This window comes from Flagellimonas iocasae (genome assembly GCF_042682725.1).
GTDB classification, from domain to species: domain Bacteria; phylum Bacteroidota; class Bacteroidia; order Flavobacteriales; family Flavobacteriaceae; genus Flagellimonas; species Flagellimonas iocasae.
The window spans coordinates 1,371,631-1,391,127 of record NZ_JBHUHU010000003.1 but is presented as its reverse complement, the minus strand read 5'-3'; the positions used below and the strand labels follow the sequence as shown (position 1 = coordinate 1,391,127).

The window sequence follows — 19,497 nt, the reverse complement described above, 5'->3', positions numbered from 1 at the left end:
AATCAAAAATGGAACCAACCATTAAGATTTTGATCTATATCCATGCCTTCTTTGGTGGGGTAGGTTTACTCTCGGGTATTGGGAGCATCAGCGTCAAAAAAGGAAGCGAACTGCACAAAAAAATGGGCAGGATTTTCACCTATTCCATGCTAACCAGTTCATCCATTGCCTTGGTGATATCACAAATGCCCAACCACAAAAATCAGTTTTTACTGCTTATTGGACTTTTCACCACTTATTTGGTATTGGCCGGAAACCGAGCACTTACCTTTAATAGCAGATACAAGACAAAAGCCACCTTATTGGATAAGTCCATTTCGGGTTTAATGCTGGCCGCTTCGATTATCATGATTTCCATTGGGGCACAAGGATTTTTTAAAGAGCTCCCAAATGCTATACTATATGCCTTTTTTGGCGGATTTGGATTGTTCCTAACATTGGGAGATTTCAAGACATTCAAAACATTTTCACAAAATAAAAATGCTTGGCTTACCAGCCATTTGGGTCGAATGGTAGGAGCTCTGATTGCTTCCGTAACCGCTTTTTTGGTCACAGCCATCAATATTGGGTCAGTAGTGGTATGGATTGCACCCACCCTATTGGGAACCCTATACATTACCTATTGGAACGTAAAACTTAGGCCCAAAACCAATAAAAAAAAGGCACCTAAATAGGTGCCTTTCCTTTCTTTTCATAGCTATATTAATTCCCGAAACTGTTCGCCAATCGGGGTCTTGGGTTCTTATTTCCTTTAAATAGGTCCAAAAAGGGTTTAAAGTGGCTGCTCCACTGGTAAGGAACAAAATCAAACCACAATTTTACCTCTGGCGCCTCATTTCCTTCAATCTGAAGTCCATTTTCAATGGTAAAGTCAAGACTGCCAAAGTGGTCGGCCGACTCTTGCACACCATCCCAATATTTAAATTGGTTCCCTTGTTTCGCTAAATAAAAGCGAAGGGTGCTGTATTTTCCTTCAGGAAGGGAAACCACATCTTTGGAGCGCAAAAACTGGCCGGATGAAATCCCTTTCAGGGTAACCGCGGTTTGCCCAGGGAAATTGGCAACAATATGTTCATTGCCCTCAACATCGAACGCAGAAAACTTGGTGATGCTCAGCACCATGTCTGAGACATTGAGCTCGGTTGCTGCTTCGTTTTTCAAAATCAATTCTTGGACAGCTTTTTCCTTATTTTCAATCTGATTCAGAAGATCAAATGAAAAAGGAACGGTTTGCCACATATTCGGATATATTTTCTTTTTTTCCATAACACGTATATTTAATTATACACTGCAAAATTGGGGCTGATTTCCTACCTGTGCTTCTATAAAATTCACCAGTTTCTATGCTATTTTATCATAGATATCCGTTTTATGGTAATTTTAGGTTAAAATGTCACAAATAAAGATTCGACATTCCCACATGAATAGAGAATCCGGTAAAAACAGTACCTTTTCCTTTTCTTAATGCGTTTATGAAAATCAACTATATCTTTTTGCTGCTGGCCCTGTTGGCAGAAATCATTGGTACCATTGGCGGTTTTGGGTCTTCGGTTTTTTTTGTGCCTATCGGCAATTTTTATTTTGATTTTTACTCCGTACTCGGTATGACAGCCATTTTTCACTTGTCCAGCAACGTGAGCAAGATATTTCTGTTTAAAAAGGGGTTGGACAAAAAATTGCTGCTGTACATTGGAGCACCTTCGGTTCTGTTTGTGATCATTGGCGGATTTTTATCAAAAATTGTGGACGGGCTTCTGCTGACCATCGTTTTAGGGGTGTTCTTGGTGATTTTCAGTCTGTTTTTCTTGATCAAAAGTGAAGTTGTGGTCCTTCCCAATAAAAAGAATGCCATTATTGGAGGTACGCTTTCGGGTTTTTCAGCGGGATTGTTGGGCACAGGTGGCGCTATTCGGGGTTTGACGATGGCCGCCTTCAATCTGGAGAAGAATGCCTTTATCGCCACTTCGGCCTTTATCGATTTTTTGATTGATTTCTCTCGAACCTTCGTCTACTATGAAAATGGGTATATCGGAAAGCAGGAACTAACCTATCTTCCCTTTCTGTTTGCGATTGGACTGATAGGCACCTATTTGGGCAAAAGGATTCTGAACTATATTCCACAAGAGCGATTCCGAAAATTGAGTCTGCTTTTTGTGCTACTGATTGGACTGGCCACTATCATTCAACTTACCATAAAGCATTGGGATAAAATTAGTTAGTGCTATGAATAGTATTTCATCTTCATTCACCCTAAAGTGTTAAGCGAATCCATCATATTCTCTTGCTTTGATACTGGCAAGAAGGGCGCTTCGGTATCATTTGTAGTTTTAAACCCTCCTTCTTTATACAGGTTTAAGGATTATCATTTGCAGAAAAAAGCTCATTAAATTATACCCATGAAAAGAATTTTATACTGTTTTGCACTTATTGCCTTATTTCTGGGTTGTAAAAATTCCGAAAAACAAGCAAGTCAAAATAAGCCCCAAAAACGTATTAATCCCCATTTAGATTTTAAACCCAATATCGTATGGATTGTCGCCGAAGACCTGAGTCCATACATTCCTGCTTTTGGTGATAGCACCATTGTTACCCCTGCTCTAAGCGAATTGGCCGCTGAAGGAGTTTGCTACGATAACTTTTTCACCGCCCATCCTGTGTGTTCTCCTGCTCGCGCATCCATCATTACAGGTATGTACGCCAACAGCATTGGGGCCAGCCATATGCGGACAGGGCCTTGGTTCAGCGACACTGTTTCTGATGAAGTAATCAAGAATTACGTATACAAACCGGTCGAAAATATAAATTATGAGGCCGTTCCACCCGCAGAAGTGAAAATGTTCACAGAATACCTTCGTAATGCCGGATACTATTGCACCAATAACAAAAAAGAAGATTATCAGTTCAGAAAAACAATGACTGCTTGGGATGAAAGCAGCGATAACGCACATTGGAGAAATAGACCAGGCAACACGCCATTCTTTTCTGTTTTTAATATTGAGGTCACCCATGAATCCAGAATTTGGTCAAAAGCAAAAGATTCACTTTGGGTCGATGAAGATCTGGAGGTCGACGTGCCCCCTTATCTTCCGGATACAGAAATTGGCAAAAAAGACATAAGGCGTATGTACTCCAACATTTTGGAAATGGACCACAAAACAGGTCAAATTCTTGAGGAGTTAAAATCGGATGGCCTCATGGACAGTACCATTGTAGTGTGGTATACCGACCATGGAGGTCCATTGCCCAGACAAAAAAGGTTGTTGTACGATAGTGGATTAAAAGTCCCCATGATCATCCGCTTTCCAAATGGGGAATTCTACGGCCTTAGGGATGACCGAATCATTAGTTTTATCGATTTGGCCCCTACCGTACTTTCATTGGCAGGAATTGAACCTCCAAATTATATGGAGGGAAAGGCGTTTTTGGGTCCGTTTATGCGAACCGAAGAACCTGAATATGCCTTTGGTGCCGCGGACCGTTTCGATGAGCTTACCGATCATATGCGTTCCGTTAGGGACAAGAGATTCAAGTACATAAAGAATTATGAATTGGACAAACCAGTTTATTCAGACGTAGCCTATCGGAAACAGATGCCCATTATGCAGGAGTTGCTTCGATTGAAAGACCAAAATCAATTGACCCCCGAACAAGCCTTGTGGTTCGCTTATCCAAAACCGGAGGAAGAACTCTACGACTTGGAGAATGATCCCCACGAGCTAAACAATCTAGCCAAAAATCCAGCATACCAAGAGCAATTGAAAAAAATGAGACAGGCGTGCAAGGAATGGACCGAAAAAATTGGGGATACCGGATTACGACCAGAGAAAGAACTCATTGAAAGTTTTTGGCCCAATCAAGAACAACCTTTGACTGCCGCCCCTGAAACAGAGTTTACAAATGGGGTGTTAAGTATATCATGCAGCACAAAAGGAGCATCAATGGGATATCGGTTCACTTCGGAAGGACCATGGAAAATATATAAGGAACCAATTCAGCTCTTCTCTGGACAAGAAATTGAAATCGTTGCCCATCGCATTGGTTATGAGCGAAGTGATACCATCAACTTTAAACCCTGAAAAGTATCCCAATTATATGATAAGCTAGCTTTTGGATATTTTCCAGAACACAAAATCAGTCTTCTAGGGTATAATTTTCTCCCACCTGGTCCAAGACGGACAAGAAGGTAGCGAACTCCGAAGGTTGAAGGTTTTTAACAGCCAGTTTTCTCAACTGAAGCGCCTTGGGCATCACCAAATCAATTACATCCTGACCTTGTTGGGTCAATTCCAGTTTAAACCGTTTTTGGTCACCTTCAAAACGGGTCTTACTCACCCAGCCCTTACGTTCCAATCCACCGATTACCCGTGAAGTGGTGGCCCGGTTACGAAAATTGCTCTGAACAATATCCCGCTGGCTGGCCTCGTCCCCCAACTCATAAATGCGATGTAGAATAACCCACTGCTCAATGGTCATTTCCACGTTCAATTCTTCAAAGGCCCGCAGATAGGCATTTTGGATTTTGCGGAGCACCAAATCAAGGTGCAGTCCTATCCCCTGTATTTCATCTATGTGGTTGAGCATGTGCAAATGGTTCCCGCAAAAATAGCGATTCATTTTGGAAGACATTCGGTTGCATACCAATCAACTATGTCAATTTTAACCCAAAATTAGGTGCAAAAATCATGGTCGTGATCCAAAAAAAACTATTTTTGTTGCATAAACAACAATTATTTCGAACAACACATAAAAATATACTGAAATGGACACTGCACTAATGCCAAAATCATCCAGCAAAACGGAAGACTTCATGCCTATCAATGGCACGGACTATATTGAATTGTACGTCGGTAATTCCAAACAAGCGGCCCACTTTTACAAGACCGCATTTGGATTTCAGTCACTGGCCTACGCCGGATTGCAGACGGGTTTAAAAGACCGTGAAAGCTATGTGGTGGTGCAGGATAAGATTCGATTGGTGCTTACCTCACCCCTTAAAAGCGGTACTGAGATAGGGGAACATATCGATAAGCATGGGGATGGTGTAAAAGTGGTGGCCCTTTGGGTAGATGATGCCACTTACGCCTATAACGCTGCTATTGAAAGAGGAGCCAAATCCTATATGAAACCCAAAACAGAGGAGGATGCCCACGGAAAAATTGTCCGTTCTGGCATCTACACCTACGGTGAGACCGTCCATATCTTTGTGGAACGTAAAAACTATGAAGGCGTATTCCTTCCAGGCTTTATAAAATGGGAAACTCCAGAATTCAACCCCTCTTCTACCGGACTGCGGTATGTCGACCACATGGTGGGTAATGTGGGTTGGAATAAAATGAACCACTGGGTAAATTTTTATGAGGACGTATTGGGCTTCAAAAATATCTTGTCCTTTGACGACAATGATATTTCAACGGAATACACGGCTTTGATGAGCAAAGTGATGAGCAACGGCAACGGACGCATTAAATTCCCTATAAATGAACCGGCCGAAGGCAAGAAAAAATCCCAAGTCGAAGAATACCTCGATTTTTATGAAGGAGAAGGCGTTCAACACATCGCAGTAGCCACAGATGACATCATCAAAACCGTTCGTGATTTAAGAAGTCGAGGAATTGAATTTTTACGCGTTCCCGAAACCTATTATGATGCCGTTTCGGACCGCGTTGGGGAAATTGACGAGGATATTGCTCCCCTTAAAGAACTTGGCATTCTCGTAGACCGCGATGATGAAGGCTATTTGTTACAAATTTTCACTAAACCTGTGGAACCCAGACCTACCATGTTCTTCGAAATCATTCAACGAAAGGGTGCACAATCATTTGGAAAAGGTAACTTTAAGGCACTGTTCGAAGCCATTGAGCGCGAGCAAGAGCTTCGAGGCACATTGCATTAATCAATTGTAAGTGTTAAAGGTGGAGTTTTAAGTTTTATTCATTTAAAATTTAAAACTGATAACTTAAAATTTAAAAAGATGCCTATCTATCATAAACTCGGGAAAATTCCGCAAAAACGGCATACCCAATTCGAAAAACCGAACGGCGGGCTCTACTACGAGCAACTTTTCGGAACCATCGGATTTGATGGGATGTCTTCGCTTTCCTATCATGTCCATCGGCCCACGCAGGTCAAGGAAATAGGGAAGGCTTTGGATGTGAGCCCAAAAATTGCGGTGGAAAAGAACATCACCAGTCGAAAGTTCATCGGTTTTGATGTGGCTCCAAAGGATGATTTTTTGGAAGCACGCGAGCCCCTTTTGGTGAACAATGACGTTCATGTAGGATTGGCTGCTCCCAGAAAATCCCTCACCAATTATTTCTATAAAAATGCCGATGCGGATGAAATGCTTTTTATCCACAAAGGCTCAGGAACCTTAAAAACCTTTCTGGGTAATATTCCATTTGAATATGGGGATTATCTTATCATTCCGCGTGGAATGATTTATCAAATTGAATTTGATACGGAGGACAACCGGATTTTGTATGCCGAATCTTTTCATCCGATTTATACCCCAAAACGCTATCGCAATTGGTTTGGACAGCTTTTGGAGCACTCCCCTTTCTGCGAACGGGATTACAAATTGCCGCAGGACCTTCAAACTTTTGATGAAAAGGGGGAATTTTTGATGAAAATCAAAAAGCAGGGCATGTTACACCAATTGGTTTATGCTACGCATCCTTTTGATGTAATTGGTTGGGATGGTTACAATTTCCCTTACGGATTCTCCATCCATAATTTTGAACCGATTACCGGACGTGTTCATCAACCGCCACCAGTACACCAAACTTTTGAGACAGGTGCATTTGTGGTATGTTCATTCTGCCCCCGACTCTACGATTATCATCCGAAAGCGATTCCAGCACCCTATAACCATTCCAACATAGATTCGGATGAAGTGCTGTACTACGTGGATGGGGATTTTATGAGTCGAACAGGAATTGGACCCGGGTATATTTCATTACATCCCGCGGGAATTCCCCATGGACCGCATCCAGGCACCTACGAGGGCAGTATCGGCAAAAAAGAGACCGAGGAATTGGCCGTGATGATTGACACCTTCAAGCCATTAAAGGTCACCGAAAACGCCCTCAAAATTGATGATGGCAAGTATTACAAATCGTGGTTGGAGTAGAATTTATGGATTTAAATGTCATTTCGAACTGTCAGATTGAGCCTGCCTCTGTCGGCAGACAGGCGCAGTCGAAATCAAAGTGAGAAATCTCGATCTTAGATTTCTCAATCGCTTTGCTCATTTCGAAATGACTAAAGGTAAAGGATTTCAAGCGTATGCTGAGCGGAGTCGAAGTATTATACAATATAAAAGTACAGATAGATTCCCTTTTTCAAGGGAATGTCATATTAGCAAGTAGATGATCATAGATATCCCCGAAAACTCAGATTTTTCGATTCACAATATTCCCTTTGGGATTTTTTCCACCAAAGACAGAAGTCCCAGAGTGGGCGTTGCAGTGGGAGAACATATCCTCGATTTGGCAGCTGTGGCCGAATTGGATGTGTTTGATTTCAACACCGCCTTATTGGAGAAAGACACCTTGAACGATTTTATTTCGTTGGGCAAGGAAATCACCTCACGGGTTCGCAAAAAGATTCAGTTTTGGTTAAAGGATGACAATTCCGTCTTGGCAGGCAAACCCGAACTTCTTGTAAAGCAGAGTGAAGCCCAAATGCACATGCCGGTCTCCATTGGCGATTATACCGATTTTTATTCCAGCTTGGAGCATGCCACCAATGTTGGGAAAATGTTCCGCGACCCCGAAAATGCTCTTTTGCCCAACTGGAAGCATATTCCCGTCGGGTATCATGGCAGGGCAAGTTCCATCATCGTGAGCGGACAACCCATTCACCGACCCGAAGGTCAAACCATGCCGAAGGGTGCTGATTCTCCCATTTTTGGTCCTACCAAGCGTTTGGATTTTGAACTTGAAATAGGTTTTATCTGCGGAAAGGATACTAAATTAGGTGAATCAGTTTCGACAAGGGAAGCCGAGGACTACATCTTCGGGTTGGTGTTGTTCAATGATTGGTCTGCCCGCGATATTCAAAAATGGGAATATGTACCACTCGGCCCCTTCTTGGCCAAGAATTTTGCATCATCCATCTCACCATGGGTGGTTACGTTGGATGCTTTGGAACCCTTCCGAATAAAAGGCCCAACACAAGAACCCGAAGTACTGCCTTATCTGCAATTTGAAGGTGATAAGAATTATAACATCAATCTTGAGGTAAGCATTACCCCCGATTCTGGCGAAGAAACCACCGTTTGCCAGAGCAATTTCAAGCATATGTATTGGAATATGAGTCAACAATTGGCGCATCATACCGTAAACGGATGCAACCTCAATGTAGGTGATATGATGGCGTCCGGAACTATTTCAGGAAAAGAGGAAAATAGCTTTGGCTCTATGCTGGAACTGTCATGGGGAGGCTCCAAACCCATCAAACTAAACGATGGCACCGAACGAAAATTTATTGAGGACGGAGACACGGTAACCCTAAAGGGTTATGCCCAAAATGACGATATTAGAGTCGGATTTGGTGAAGTGACCACAAAAGTGCTTCCCACGAAATAACTTGTGTAGTTGAGCGAAGTCGAAACTACTGGATTAGAATAGTGACTTCGACTCTGCTCAGTCACCTAAAGTAAAAATAAGTTGGATTCCTGCCTTCCTGCCTGCCGCAGGCGGGCGCAGGAATGACAAAAAGTAATCTTTATGATCAAAACCATTGACCCTAAAACATCCAACAACTTAGATTTATACACGCTGATGTCCACTGCCATAGCTCCAAGACCCATCTGTTTTGCGAGTACGGTGGACAAAGAAGGAAATGTGAACTTAAGTCCGTTCAGCTTTTTCAATATGTTTAGCTCCAGTCCGCCGGTCATGGTGTTTTCTCCTTCGCGAAGCGGTCGGGATAATTCCTTAAAGCACACCCACCAAAATGTGATTGAAGTGCCGGAAGTGGTCATTAATGTGGTGAACCATGCCATGGCGGAGCAAATGTCGCTTTCGAGCACAGCCTACGACAAAGGGGTGAACGAGTTTGTAAAAGCCGGTTTTACCGAAGTGCCCAGCGTAAAAGTGAAACCCCCGCGGGTGGGTGAAGCCCCCGTATCCTTCGAGTGCAAAGTTTTGGAAGTGGTGGAACTTGCCCAAACCCCAGGTGCCGGAAATTTGGTAATCGCGCAGGTAGAAATGATCCATGTGGACGATGCCTATTATACTGATGGCGTTCTGGACACCGAAAAATTGGATTTGGTGGGACGTATGGGTGGCAATTGGTATATCCGCGCCATAAAGGAATCGTTATTTGAAATCCCAAAACCCATCCGCACCCATGGTATTGGGGTGGATGCTCTACCGAAGGGTATTCGGGAAAGTGAGGTGCTCACCGGCAACAATTTGGGCCGATTGGGGAATCTGGAAATGGTTCCGTCAGCAAAAGAGATAAAAGCTATCGTTGAAAAGCAAGAGGTACAAAACGCCACGAAAGTCGAGTTGCACACCTGGGCCAAACAACTATTGGAAGAGGGTAATACTGTAAAAGCGATGGCGTATTTATTGTTTGCGGAGGGTTTGTAAGTTTCTAAAAAATATGTCAAACACGTATAGAAATTATCTTGATATCTTTTTTGAAAAACTTCTTTATTACCGACATATCAGCAGTCGGGTAAATAAAGTATTTCAAAATGACATTCAATTATACACTTCTGAGAAAGCCAGTATGCATTTTGCTTCCGCCCTCATTATAAGCGATTGGACAGCCCCATCCGATAACGGCTGGGAAATAAATTTTCACACCGGACTTACTAAACAAACAAATAAATACAATTATAAATCTGAAATTGAAAAAGTATACTCAAGACAGCTTTGCCTTCTTTACGCTCAATCTTTTGAATCATTTGAAAGACTCTTAAAAGATTGTCTCTATGACAGATTAAATCGAGATGAAATAATAAAGGAATATGCGAATAAGTTACTTCCAAAAAATCAGATTCCATTAAACTCAAGAAAAAAAATGCCTGGAAGAGAAAATCTTTTCAAAATTCTCAAAAGGGCAGGCGGAAAAACATTTAAAGATTTCACATTAAAGAACAACCCCAATATTAGATTCAACGAGTTATGGAAAATTTTATCTGCAGTAAGACATTCTATTACACACAACGAATCCAACATTGAGAAAAGTTTGATTAAAAAATCAGATCATCATTTTGAAATTTTTAATCTCCTATTTCATTCACAGAACATTTCTGATGAGTTTTTGTTAGTCACTTTGGATTACAAAAAATTTGAGACATTATTAAAAAGATTTGCAGAATTTGCTTTTCAAGTTTTTAAATCTTTGAGTATTGAAGAAAATCTGGAATGGGACATTAGAGCATAGAATAAAGTCACATTTCTTAATGATTACTGAAAAAAATGAAAAAAAACATCGAATCCATTTTCAAAACCCATTTGGCACCCAAGGAGGTCTACCAAGGTGGAAAAAACATTCCTCCTTCAAACAAAAAAATATATAAGCTTTCGTCCAACGAGAATCCATTGGGAGCATCGCCCAAAGCTATGGAGGCCCTAAAAGCGGCCGTGGCCAAAATCGACCTGTATCCCGACCAGACCGACATCCGTTTACGCGAAGCTTTGGTCCAAGATTTTGATGAGAAATTGAGCGCCGACCAGTTTTTATGCGGTAATAGCGGTTCCGAGGTGATTGATATTATTCTACGGGCTTTTATCAATGAGGATGACGAGGTTATTTTTTCCAATCCCTGCTTTCTGCCCTACTCCGTTTTTTCCAGATGGTACGGTGCCAAACAAGTGGATGTTCCCTTGTTAGCTCCCAACTACGATTTGGATGTGGAGGGCATTTTGAATGCCATCAATGAGAAAACCAAGGTGATATTTCTCACCAGTCCCAACAATCCTACGGGCACCTATATTCCAAAATCAGTGATGGATGATTTTATGACTCGAGTTCCTTCAACCATCGTGGTGGTTTTTGATGAAGTCTACCGTCATTTTGCGGATGCTGAGGATTATGTCACCGCACTACCCTATGTTTTGGAAGGGCACAATGTCATCGGGCTGAATAGTTTTTCCAAAACCTACGGTTTGGCCGGACAACGCATCGGATATGGATATACCACTGCGACCATTGCCAACTATGTCCGTTTGATTCAAAAACCGTTTTTGCTACCGCTAACGTCCATTGAGGCGGCGATTGGCGCTTTACATGACTCCGAATTTATTGCTGAAACCGTAAAAACAGTCAAGGAAGGCAGATCTTATATTGCCCAAGTTTTTGATGAATTGGGCATTACCTATTGGCCCAGCCAGGCCAACTTTTTTATCATTGACCCACCATTTCCGGAAATGGAATTCACCGATAAAATGATGGAAGAGGGCATTATGGTCCGGCCTGTTTCCCAATTTGGGGCACCGGGAAAGGTGCGCATCACCATTGGCAACCAAGAAGCCAACGAAGCTTTTAGTAAGGCATTGCACAAGGTGATGCTTCCCTAATTATCTTCTTTCAAAAACCAAGGTGACCTCACCAAAGTCCTCGTCGTCACCTTCAACAACCAATCTGTCCTTGGTTACGGTAACGGTTGCCACAACCTCACCATTTTCGTCAATGGTGACCAAAGTGTTTCCATTTAGTTCGTAGGTGCCAGAGGTGGTTTCAACACCATCACAGGTGATGGAAAAACTCTCTTCACTTGCTTCAAAATATATTCCTGTTGTTGCAGTGGAATATCCACCTTCCGCTGTAAAAGTTACGGTAGACGCAAAACAATCTACTTCATCCATTAAATTTTGCGAAGCAGTACCATCCTGATTAAAATCGGCGCCAACAGCTGTATTGAATTCCACAGCATCCCAAGTGCCCACAATGGATGAACCATCGGAACCTCCATCATCCGAAGAACAAGAGGAAATTAAAACAGTTGCAAATAAAAGCAAGTAGATTTTACGTATCATGAGTTTTGTTTTAGTGATATGTTTGGAGAACGTTCAAAAAAACAGTGTAGTATTTTTACTACGTAAATTTTACAATACGAACCGATAGGTAGCCTTCAACAAAAAGATATTTTGCGGTTTTTGCCCAAAAATATTGTCCCCCAAGCTGGGTAAAAGTCCATTTGTGGGATCTCCGTTTCGGGATACGTCTTGGGACCACACCAAAAATATCTCAGAGCCTGGAATATATTCCCAGCGAATCACCAGATTAGATCGGAACTGCACAAAAGAGAAATCGGGGTCATCAAAGCTGAAATCCTCCACACCGTTTATGTCTTCGTCCACAGAATAGACCCCATCCGTCAATGAAATTTGGTCAGGTCCGTAGCTCATGAACCTGTCTTCAAACACTTTCTCGGTAGGATTGGTCACATGCTTAAAATTGGAATATCGACCTCTTGAAATAAAAGGTTGGCCCCAATATTGAATGGTCAGGTTGGGATTTATGGTATAATTCAGGCGAACCGACATGCTCAAGGTACGCTGGTCAATTTCCCCATTGAGGTATCTGGGCGAACCATTGATGTCATCAAAATTATCAATGAACTGCAGTTTGTCATGGTTGATATTCAATGATGGAAACGCAGAAATTCGTAAGGCATTTATGGGTTGGTAGTTGATTCCTCCCTCCATATAATAGGATTTAAAGGAGTTGTCCAGCGCTTTTCTGCCATTATGAAAAAACGCAAACTGCACTTTTTTACGGTTATCGGTTTCAATATTGTTCCAAAAGCTCACCCATTGGGATTGTCGTAATCTGGGTCCGCCTCGAAGTGCAAAATTGGAATAATCCACAACGGCGTAGTTCAATCCTAAATTGGTGAACCAATTCCCCTTCCAGTTTTGCCAACTATTGGTGTTGAACTGCATGTAATTATGGTTACCGCCAAAATCCCAAGCCGTCCAATGATTGTAATTGATGCCCAATTGCCGAAAGGTGTTATCCGGTTTTAGGGTACGGTATCCAATCCAAGTGTAGTGACGGATGTCATCGGATTGCCGTTGAAAACCGATGTCGTTGAGCTCCAGCTCCGGGGATCGCCAGGTTCCTCCACTTTCAAATCTAAAATTGCCTTTACCTAGTTTTCCAATTTGAAGATTACCTGCAGTACCCGTCAATGAGGTTCTATTTGGGTCTACGTCAAGATAGTCGGCATCTACCCGTTGGAATAAATGCGTAATGGATTCTTGCGTATTCTGAATAGCTTCTTCTCCTCCGGTTACGTGACTAAAGGTGAAATTTCCCCCAAAATACCAATCCCGATTATTCCACTGGTGTTTAAAATCCATCCCCCCGGTAAAAGCGGACTTATGGAGAAAATTTAATTCCTCAGGAAGATTTTCTCTATTGGTTGCCGTAAAAATCCCTCCTATATATGAATTACGGTCGTTGAAATCCTTCTGCAATCGTCCCACAAAATAATTGGTCAAAGGCTCCACCATTTCTTTCCGTGGTCCATCATTATCTGAAACAATGGTCGCTGTCCGCTGTGCCGTAACACTCTCCAGTACACCAATGGCCCAGCCGTTTTTGGTCTTTCCACTAAATTTGGCCGCTCCTATAATAGGTGTATTGTCTGGCTGGTCCACAAACTCACCGTCATTGGTATCGGGATACCCTTGCGGACTTCTTCCTATTCGCCGGGAGTAAAAAATATTGTCCGAACCGAAGGTGTTCCCTGCTTCGGATTGGGATACATTGAAGTCAAAAATATTTTTGTTCTCCACAAAAAATGGGCGTCGCTCTTGAAAGAAAATTTGAAATCCATCCAAAGCAATGGCAGAAGGGTCGGCATCCACTTGACCAAAATCCGGGTTAACCGTCAAATCCAAGGTAAGGTCGTTGGTAATTCCTATTTTGGCGTCCAGACCGACGGTGATATCACTTTCACTACCATCCTGAAAAGGGTTCCCTTCCTCCGGTTCATAGGTTTCGGTCTTGGCCACGGTATAGGGCTGAATTTCCAACTGCCGTTGTGGCTCAATGTTCTTGAGACCGTGCAACTCGCCAAACTCGCTTGTCCATCCGGCTACATCTCGGGGAAGACGTTGCCAAACAGAACGCTCTTCATTTCTAAAATACCGCCGCATAATCTGCAGGCCCCAAACCTGATTTTCAGCACGCCCAAATTTAATTTGACTAAGCGGTATGCGCATTTCGGCGGTCCACCCCTCTTCATCGGCATGGGTCTTCACATACCAAATGGGATTCCAACTATCGTCCTCATTATTCCCATTATTGGAACCGAGCACATCACCCTTCACCCCAGCAGCTGTTACAATAAAACCGAAGGAGGTACGCTTGTCGTGGTAACTATCAATGAAGATTCCAATCCAATCGCCTTCAAAGCCATCTCGTCTGGACAAACGTTTGACAATCTTTTCCGGTTCGGTATCAAAACAACGGATACCGACATATAATGATTTTTGATCGTAAAGAATTTTAAAAGCCGATTGTTGTGCAGGAGGGGTGTTCTCATCAGGGCGTTGTTCAATAAAATCATCTCCCCATTCCACCAACTCCCATGCCGGGTCATTCAATTGACCATCTATAGTAGGAGCTGCTTCCGAACCCAAGGACTGGGTCATATAAATCTTTTTGGGAACTACGTTGGTGGAATCCTGGGCTTGGGCGAAAATTGGGAAAAGGATGCCGATGAGAATTGGGCATAATTGCTTCACGGTTCGTTTTGATTTGATTGATGTAACTGAGAGACCAGCAAATATTGAAACTGTTACATCCTAGTATTTTTTTAGCCTTTTTTTAACAGAAAAACCGCTTCCCAGCCTATTAATTTGATCTCGCGAAGCAAAGAATGAAAAAAGAGAAAAAATATTCCCAATCAACCGTTTGTAATTCAATCTAATAATTGTACATTTGCAGCCCGTTTATCGGGATAGGTTGTTAAATCAATATTTTTAGAGAAGTGGACACATTAAGTTATAAGACTATTTCCGCCAATAAATCTACCGTTGACAAGCAATGGTTATTGGTTGATGCTGAAGGACAGACTTTGGGAAGATTGGCGTCAAAAGTAGCCAAGTTGCTTAGGGGAAAATACAAGACCAATTATACTCCCCATGTAGATTGCGGTGATAACGTGGTAGTCATTAATGCCGAGAAAATAAATCTATCCGGCAATAAATGGGCAGATAAGGAATATATCCGTTACACAGGTTATCCTGGTGGACAGCGTTCTGCTACTGCTACTGAAGTTTTGGCCAAACACCCAGAGCGTATCATTGAAAACTCTGTAAAAGGTATGTTGCCAAAAAACAAATTGGGAGCTGACCTTTTCAGAAACCTAAAGGTATACGCCGGTGCTGAACACGGTCAAGAAGCACAAAAACCAAAAGCAATAAACTTAAACGACTACAAATAATGGAAGTGGTTCATAAGATAGGTAGAAGAAAAACTGCTGTGGCAAGGGTATATGTTTCTGAAGGAAAAGGAAACATCACCATCAACAAAAGAGACTTGAACGAGTACTTTACCACAGGAACTCTACAATATAAGGTAAAACAAGCCTTTACCTTGACTGAGACTGAAGATGCTTATGATGTAAAAGTAAATGTTTACGGAGGTGGTATCACAGGTCAGGCAGAAGCTATTCGATTGGCATTGTCCCGTGCAATGTGCGAAATCGATGCTGAGAACAGAGCCGTTCTTAAACCTGAAGGTCTATTGACCAGGGATCCAAGAATGGTTGAAAGGAAGAAATTCGGTCAGAAGAAAGCCCGTAAAAAATTCCAGTTCTCCAAACGTTAATATTTCGGTGCTTTGGCACCACAATATAAAGTTCATTGAAAACCCTGAAACATTTTTCAGGGTTAAATTTTTAACCAAGTTGTCGTTGTTCCAAAAAGGAAAAACAATTCGACTTTTTGGAATTTAGTTTAGCATCTAAATGGGCTGGGCGAACATTATGTGACCACCAACCCATTGCTACTACAACGGAACGTAAACTAAGTACAAAAAATGGCAAGTAAAATTGAAGTAAAAGACTTACTGGAAGCAGGTGTGCATTTTGGACACCTAACACGAAAGTGGAACCCCAACATGGCTCCTTATATCTACATGGAGCGTAACGGTATCCACGTTATCAACCTTTACAAAACGGTAGCAAAACTTGAGGAAGCCAACGAGGCCCTTAAAAAAATAGCTGCCTCTGGACGAAAAATCCTTTTCGTAGCCACAAAAAAACAAGCCAAGGACATTGTTGCGGACAAAGTTTCCAAGGTAAACATGCCGTACATTACTGAAAGATGGCCCGGTGGTATGTTGACCAACTTCGTCACCATCCGTAAAGCTGTTAAAAAAATGGCTGCTATCGACCGCATGAAAAAAGACGGTACATTCAACACCCTTTCCAAAAAAGAAAGATTGCAAGTTGACCGTCTACGTGCAAAATTGGACAAAAACTTGGGCTCTATCGCCGATATGACCCGCTTGCCTGGTGCTATCTTTATTGTGGATACCATGCGTGAGCACATCGCAGTAAAAGAAGCCCAAAAATTGAACATTCCAATTTTTGCCATGGTTGATACCAACTCTGACCCAAGACCTATTGACTTTGTAATCCCTGCCAACGACGATGCTGGTAAATCCATCGAAGCCATCTTGGAAGAAGTGACCAAAGCTGTTGCTGAAGGTTTGGCTGAGCGTAAAAACGATAAGCAAGACGACAGAGATGACGAGGAGGAAGTAGTAGAAAAGAAATTCGTTTCCAACGATGACGATGACGATGATGTAGTTGAGAAAAAAGCAGCTAAAAAAGCTAAACCTGCTCCTGCTCCTAAAAAAGAGGAAAAGCCCGCAGCCAAAAAGGAAGCGCCTAAAGCTGACGATTTGACCAAGGTTGAAGGTATTGGACCTAAAGCTGCCGAAGCCATTGTTAACAGTGGTATCGCAACATACGCTGAATTGGCTAAAGCCGACCCAGAGAAAATCAAGGAAATCTTGACCGAAGCCAGCTCAAACTTGGCTCACTTGGATCCTACTTCTTGGCCAAAGCAAGCTAAAATGGCTGCTGATGGAAAATGGGATGAATTGAAAGAATGGCAAGACAGCGTTAAAGGAGGGGTTGAATAAACCAAACCTGATTTAACATTGTCCTAAAACGAAACACCTTTTTAGTGTTTTACTTTACATAAATTTTAAAAAGCATAAAAAATGGCAAATATTACCGCCGCTGAGGTAAATAAATTAAGACAGACCACCGGAGCTGGAATGATGGATTGCAAAAAAGCTTTGGTTGAAGCTGATGGCGATTTCGATAAAGCAATTGAAATTCTAAGAAAGAAAGGCCAAAAAGTTGCAGCTAACAGAGCTGACAGGGATTCTTCTGAAGGTGCTGCAATCGCAAAAGTGAATGATGCCGCCACTCAAGGTGTAGTTATTTCTTTGAACTGCGAAACTGACTTTGTTGCCAAGAACGAAAGCTTTGTGAAATTAGCCAATGACTTGGCTGATTTGGCATTGGGCTTTGACAGTAAGGATGATTTTCTTGCCGCTTCTTTCAACGGTATGACAGTTGCCGATAAATTGACCGAGCAAACTGGTGTTATCGGAGAAAAAATTGAGATTGGTAGCTTCGAGAAATTGAGCGCTCCTTTCGTTGGATCTTACATCCACGCTGGAAACAAAATTGCTACTTTGGTTGGATTGTCAGCCAATGTTGATGGTGCTGCCGATGCTGCTAAAGACGTTGCAATGCAAGCCGCTGCAATGAATCCTGTTGCTCTTAACGAAGAAGGTGTAGACCAATCAATAATTGACAAGGAAATTGAAATTGCAAAAGATCAATTGCGTCAAGAAGGAAAACCTGAAGCTATGTTGGATAACATTGCCAAAGGTAAATTGAACCGTTTCTTCAAAGACAACACTTTGGTGAACCAAGATTTCATCAAGGACAGCAAGCAGAGTGTTGCCCAATACGTTAAATCCGTAGATTCCAGCTTGGAAGTTACTGGATTTAAAAGGGTAGCCCTAGGCTAAGCTCCAAAATATCATTTATGTAAAAAAGCACCTGAATTCAGGTGCTTTTTTTATGTCGTTTAAAAAGTATGCAACCCTAACCTTATCCATTTCCCATAAATAATTTTGATTATTTTTGTCCGAACTTCAAGATACCCTCAATGCAATACAAAAGAATTCTGTTAAAACTTAGTGGCGAAGCACTCATGGGCGAACAGCAATATGGCATTGATGCCAAGCGGTTGGCCGAATATGCTGAAGATATTAAAGCCGTAGTGGAAAAGGGTATTGAGTTGGCCATTGTTATCGGAGGCGGAAACATTTTTCGTGGTCTTGCCGGAACCAGTCAAGGAATGGACCGTGTTCAAGGTGATCATATGGGCATGCTGGCCACCGTAATCAATGGTTTGGCGCTTCAAAGTGCTCTGGAATACCAAGGCGTTGAGACCCGCTTGCAATCTGCCATCAAAATCAATGAAGTTGCCGAGCCTTTCATCCGAAGACGGGCGGTACGCCACTTGGAAAAAGGAAGGGTAGTGATTTTTGGCGGAGGCACCGGTAACCCGTATTTTACAACTGATTCTGCCGCAGTTTTACGGGCTATTGAAATCAATGCCGATGTCATTTTAAAAGGCACCCGGGTTGATGGTATTTATACATCAGACCCTGAAAAGGATAAAAACGCAACCAAGTTCGACTCACTCTCCTTTAAGGAAGTACTTTCCAAAGGACTTAAAGTGATGGACACAACTGCCTTCACACTAAGTCAGGAAAATGAGTTGCCCATTGTTGTTTTTGACATGAACACGAGGGGGAATCTTATGAAAATAGTTTCAGGCGAAAATATTGGAACCGTTGTCAACATCTAAGTTGGCACACGCTTTGATTTTGGATTATAAAATTTAAAAATTATGGACGAAGAGGTTAAATTTGTTTTGGACAGCACAAAAGAAAGCATGGATGGCAGTATTTCTCACCTAGAGAAAGCTTTGATGAAAATCCGTGCCGGTAAGGCAAGTCCAATGATGCTCTCCACGGTTATGGTGGAATATTATGGTTCCCAGACCCCCCTATCCCAAGTGTCCAACATTAATACCCCAGACGCTAGAACCATCTCCGTACAGCCTTGGGAAAAAAACCTTTTGGGAGAAATTGAAACCGCCATTATGAACGCCAATTTGGGCTTCAATCCTATGAATAATGGTGAGATGGTCATCATCAATGTACCTCCTCTGACCGAAGAGCGAAGAATCCAATTGGTAAAACAGGCAAAAGCCGAGGCAGAAGACGCCAAAGTAAGCGTTAGAAGTGCCAGACAAGAGGCCAACAAAGAGCTTAAGGCGTTGGATATTTCCGAGGATTTGTTGAGCAATGCCGAAGTCGATGTACAGGCTCTTACCGATTCGTACAGCAAAAAAATTGATGGAATTTTAGCCAACAAGGAGGCCGAAATCATGAAGGTGTAAAACCCTGTATTGATTGTTG

At 42.2% G+C, this 19,497-nt stretch carries 19 protein-coding genes; 15 read left to right on the top strand and 4 right to left on the bottom strand.

All coding sequences use genetic code 11. From position 1 onward, the window contains the following. Nucleotides 1-8 precede the first annotated feature (8 nt). Nucleotides 9-674 (top strand): hypothetical protein, encoded by a 666-nt coding sequence (locus ACFSJE_RS13410; RefSeq protein WP_379831477.1) that lies wholly within the window; start codon nt 9-11, stop codon nt 672-674. Between the two features lie 28 nt (nt 675-702). Here the strand turns inward: ACFSJE_RS13410 and ACFSJE_RS13405 are convergent, their stop codons facing one another. Continuing rightward, nucleotides 703-1,266, bottom strand: coding sequence for a hypothetical protein (locus ACFSJE_RS13405; RefSeq protein ID WP_379831476.1), 564 nt, complete (start codon nt 1,264-1,266; stop codon nt 703-705). Nucleotides 1,267-1,472: 206 nt separating this feature from the next. On the opposite strand from ACFSJE_RS13405, the gene ACFSJE_RS13400 reads away from it, so the two are divergent. Together ACFSJE_RS13400 and ACFSJE_RS13395 are read left to right on the top strand one after the other, a co-directional pair. Then, nucleotides 1,473-2,219, top strand: a complete 747-nt coding sequence (locus ACFSJE_RS13400) for a sulfite exporter TauE/SafE family protein (protein WP_379831475.1) — start codon at nt 1,473-1,475, stop codon at nt 2,217-2,219. A gap of 177 nt (nt 2,220-2,396) precedes the next feature. Next, on the top strand, nt 2,397-4,076 hold the full coding sequence (locus ACFSJE_RS13395; protein WP_379831474.1) for a sulfatase family protein: 1,680 nt from the start codon (nt 2,397-2,399) through the stop codon (nt 4,074-4,076). 55 nt (nt 4,077-4,131) lie between these two features. Here the strand turns inward: ACFSJE_RS13395 and ACFSJE_RS13390 are convergent, their stop codons facing one another. Beyond that, the gene (locus ACFSJE_RS13390; RefSeq protein WP_379831473.1) at nt 4,132-4,581 is read right to left on the bottom strand and encodes a MarR family winged helix-turn-helix transcriptional regulator; all 450 of its coding nucleotides are present in this window, start codon (nt 4,579-4,581) and stop codon (nt 4,132-4,134) included. Nucleotides 4,582-4,759: 178 nt separating this feature from the next. On the opposite strand from ACFSJE_RS13390, the gene hppD reads away from it, so the two are divergent. The 6 genes from hppD to ACFSJE_RS13360 all read left to right on the top strand — a co-directional run bounded on the left by hppD (nt 4,760) and on the right by ACFSJE_RS13360 (nt 11,537). Then, nucleotides 4,760-5,893, top strand: coding sequence for a 4-hydroxyphenylpyruvate dioxygenase (gene hppD / locus ACFSJE_RS13385; RefSeq protein WP_379831472.1), 1,134 nt, complete (start codon nt 4,760-4,762; stop codon nt 5,891-5,893). A gap of 78 nt (nt 5,894-5,971) precedes the next feature. Beyond that, nucleotides 5,972-7,129 (top strand): homogentisate 1,2-dioxygenase, encoded by a 1,158-nt coding sequence (locus tag ACFSJE_RS13380; protein ID WP_379831471.1) that lies wholly within the window; start codon nt 5,972-5,974, stop codon nt 7,127-7,129. A 238-nt stretch (nt 7,130-7,367) separates the two neighbouring features. Next, nucleotides 7,368-8,588: a fumarylacetoacetase gene (gene fahA / locus ACFSJE_RS13375; protein ID WP_379831470.1), complete on the top strand. Its 1,221-nt coding sequence runs from the start codon at nt 7,368-7,370 to the stop codon at nt 8,586-8,588. A gap of 141 nt (nt 8,589-8,729) precedes the next feature. Further along, complete coding sequence (locus ACFSJE_RS13370; RefSeq protein ID WP_379831469.1) at nt 8,730-9,599, top strand: flavin reductase family protein; 870 nt, start codon at nt 8,730-8,732, stop codon at nt 9,597-9,599. 13 nt (nt 9,600-9,612) lie between these two features. After that, entirely contained in the window at nt 9,613-10,401 is a 789-nt protein-coding gene (locus tag ACFSJE_RS13365; protein ID WP_379831468.1) for a hypothetical protein, read from the top strand. Nucleotides 10,402-10,436: 35 nt separating this feature from the next. Next, nucleotides 10,437-11,537, top strand: coding sequence for a pyridoxal phosphate-dependent aminotransferase (locus ACFSJE_RS13360; protein ID WP_379831467.1), 1,101 nt, complete (start codon nt 10,437-10,439; stop codon nt 11,535-11,537). Here ACFSJE_RS13360 and ACFSJE_RS13355 read toward each other — a convergent pair whose 3' ends face one another. Both ACFSJE_RS13355 and ACFSJE_RS13350 read right to left on the bottom strand, forming a co-directional pair. Beyond that, nucleotides 11,538-11,996 carry a lipocalin family protein gene (locus ACFSJE_RS13355; RefSeq protein ID WP_379831466.1) on the bottom strand — a complete coding sequence of 153 codons (459 nt, stop codon included), beginning with the start codon at nt 11,994-11,996 and terminating at the stop codon, nt 11,538-11,540. It lies immediately after the preceding gene. A 69-nt stretch (nt 11,997-12,065) separates the two neighbouring features. Then, complete coding sequence (locus tag ACFSJE_RS13350; protein ID WP_379831465.1) at nt 12,066-14,717, bottom strand: DUF5916 domain-containing protein; 2,652 nt, start codon at nt 14,715-14,717, stop codon at nt 12,066-12,068. Between the two features lie 245 nt (nt 14,718-14,962). On the opposite strand from ACFSJE_RS13350, the gene rplM reads away from it, so the two are divergent. The 6 genes from rplM (at nt 14,963) to frr (ending at nt 19,478) form a co-directional block, all read left to right on the top strand. Further along, nucleotides 14,963-15,418, top strand: coding sequence for a 50S ribosomal protein L13 (rplM, locus tag ACFSJE_RS13345; protein ID WP_379831464.1), 456 nt, complete (start codon nt 14,963-14,965; stop codon nt 15,416-15,418). After that, entirely contained in the window at nt 15,418-15,804 is a 387-nt protein-coding gene (gene rpsI, locus ACFSJE_RS13340) for a 30S ribosomal protein S9 (RefSeq protein WP_067746428.1), read from the top strand. Before rplM ends, rpsI begins: the two co-directional genes overlap by 1 nt. Before the next feature lie 210 nt (nt 15,805-16,014). After that, nucleotides 16,015-17,127 carry a 30S ribosomal protein S2 gene (rpsB, locus tag ACFSJE_RS13335; RefSeq protein WP_379831463.1) on the top strand — a complete coding sequence of 371 codons (1,113 nt, stop codon included), beginning with the start codon at nt 16,015-16,017 and terminating at the stop codon, nt 17,125-17,127. An 81-nt stretch (nt 17,128-17,208) separates the two neighbouring features. Next, a complete protein-coding gene (gene tsf / locus ACFSJE_RS13330; RefSeq protein ID WP_379831462.1) occupies nt 17,209-18,033 on the top strand; it encodes a translation elongation factor Ts in 825 nt (274 codons plus the stop codon). Nucleotides 18,034-18,173: 140 nt separating this feature from the next. After that, on the top strand, nt 18,174-18,881 hold the full coding sequence (pyrH, locus tag ACFSJE_RS13325) for a UMP kinase (protein ID WP_379831461.1): 708 nt from the start codon (nt 18,174-18,176) through the stop codon (nt 18,879-18,881). A gap of 42 nt (nt 18,882-18,923) precedes the next feature. After that, nucleotides 18,924-19,478, top strand: coding sequence for a ribosome recycling factor (gene frr, locus ACFSJE_RS13320; RefSeq protein WP_379831460.1), 555 nt, complete (start codon nt 18,924-18,926; stop codon nt 19,476-19,478). The last annotated feature ends 19 nt before the right edge of the window (nt 19,479-19,497 follow it).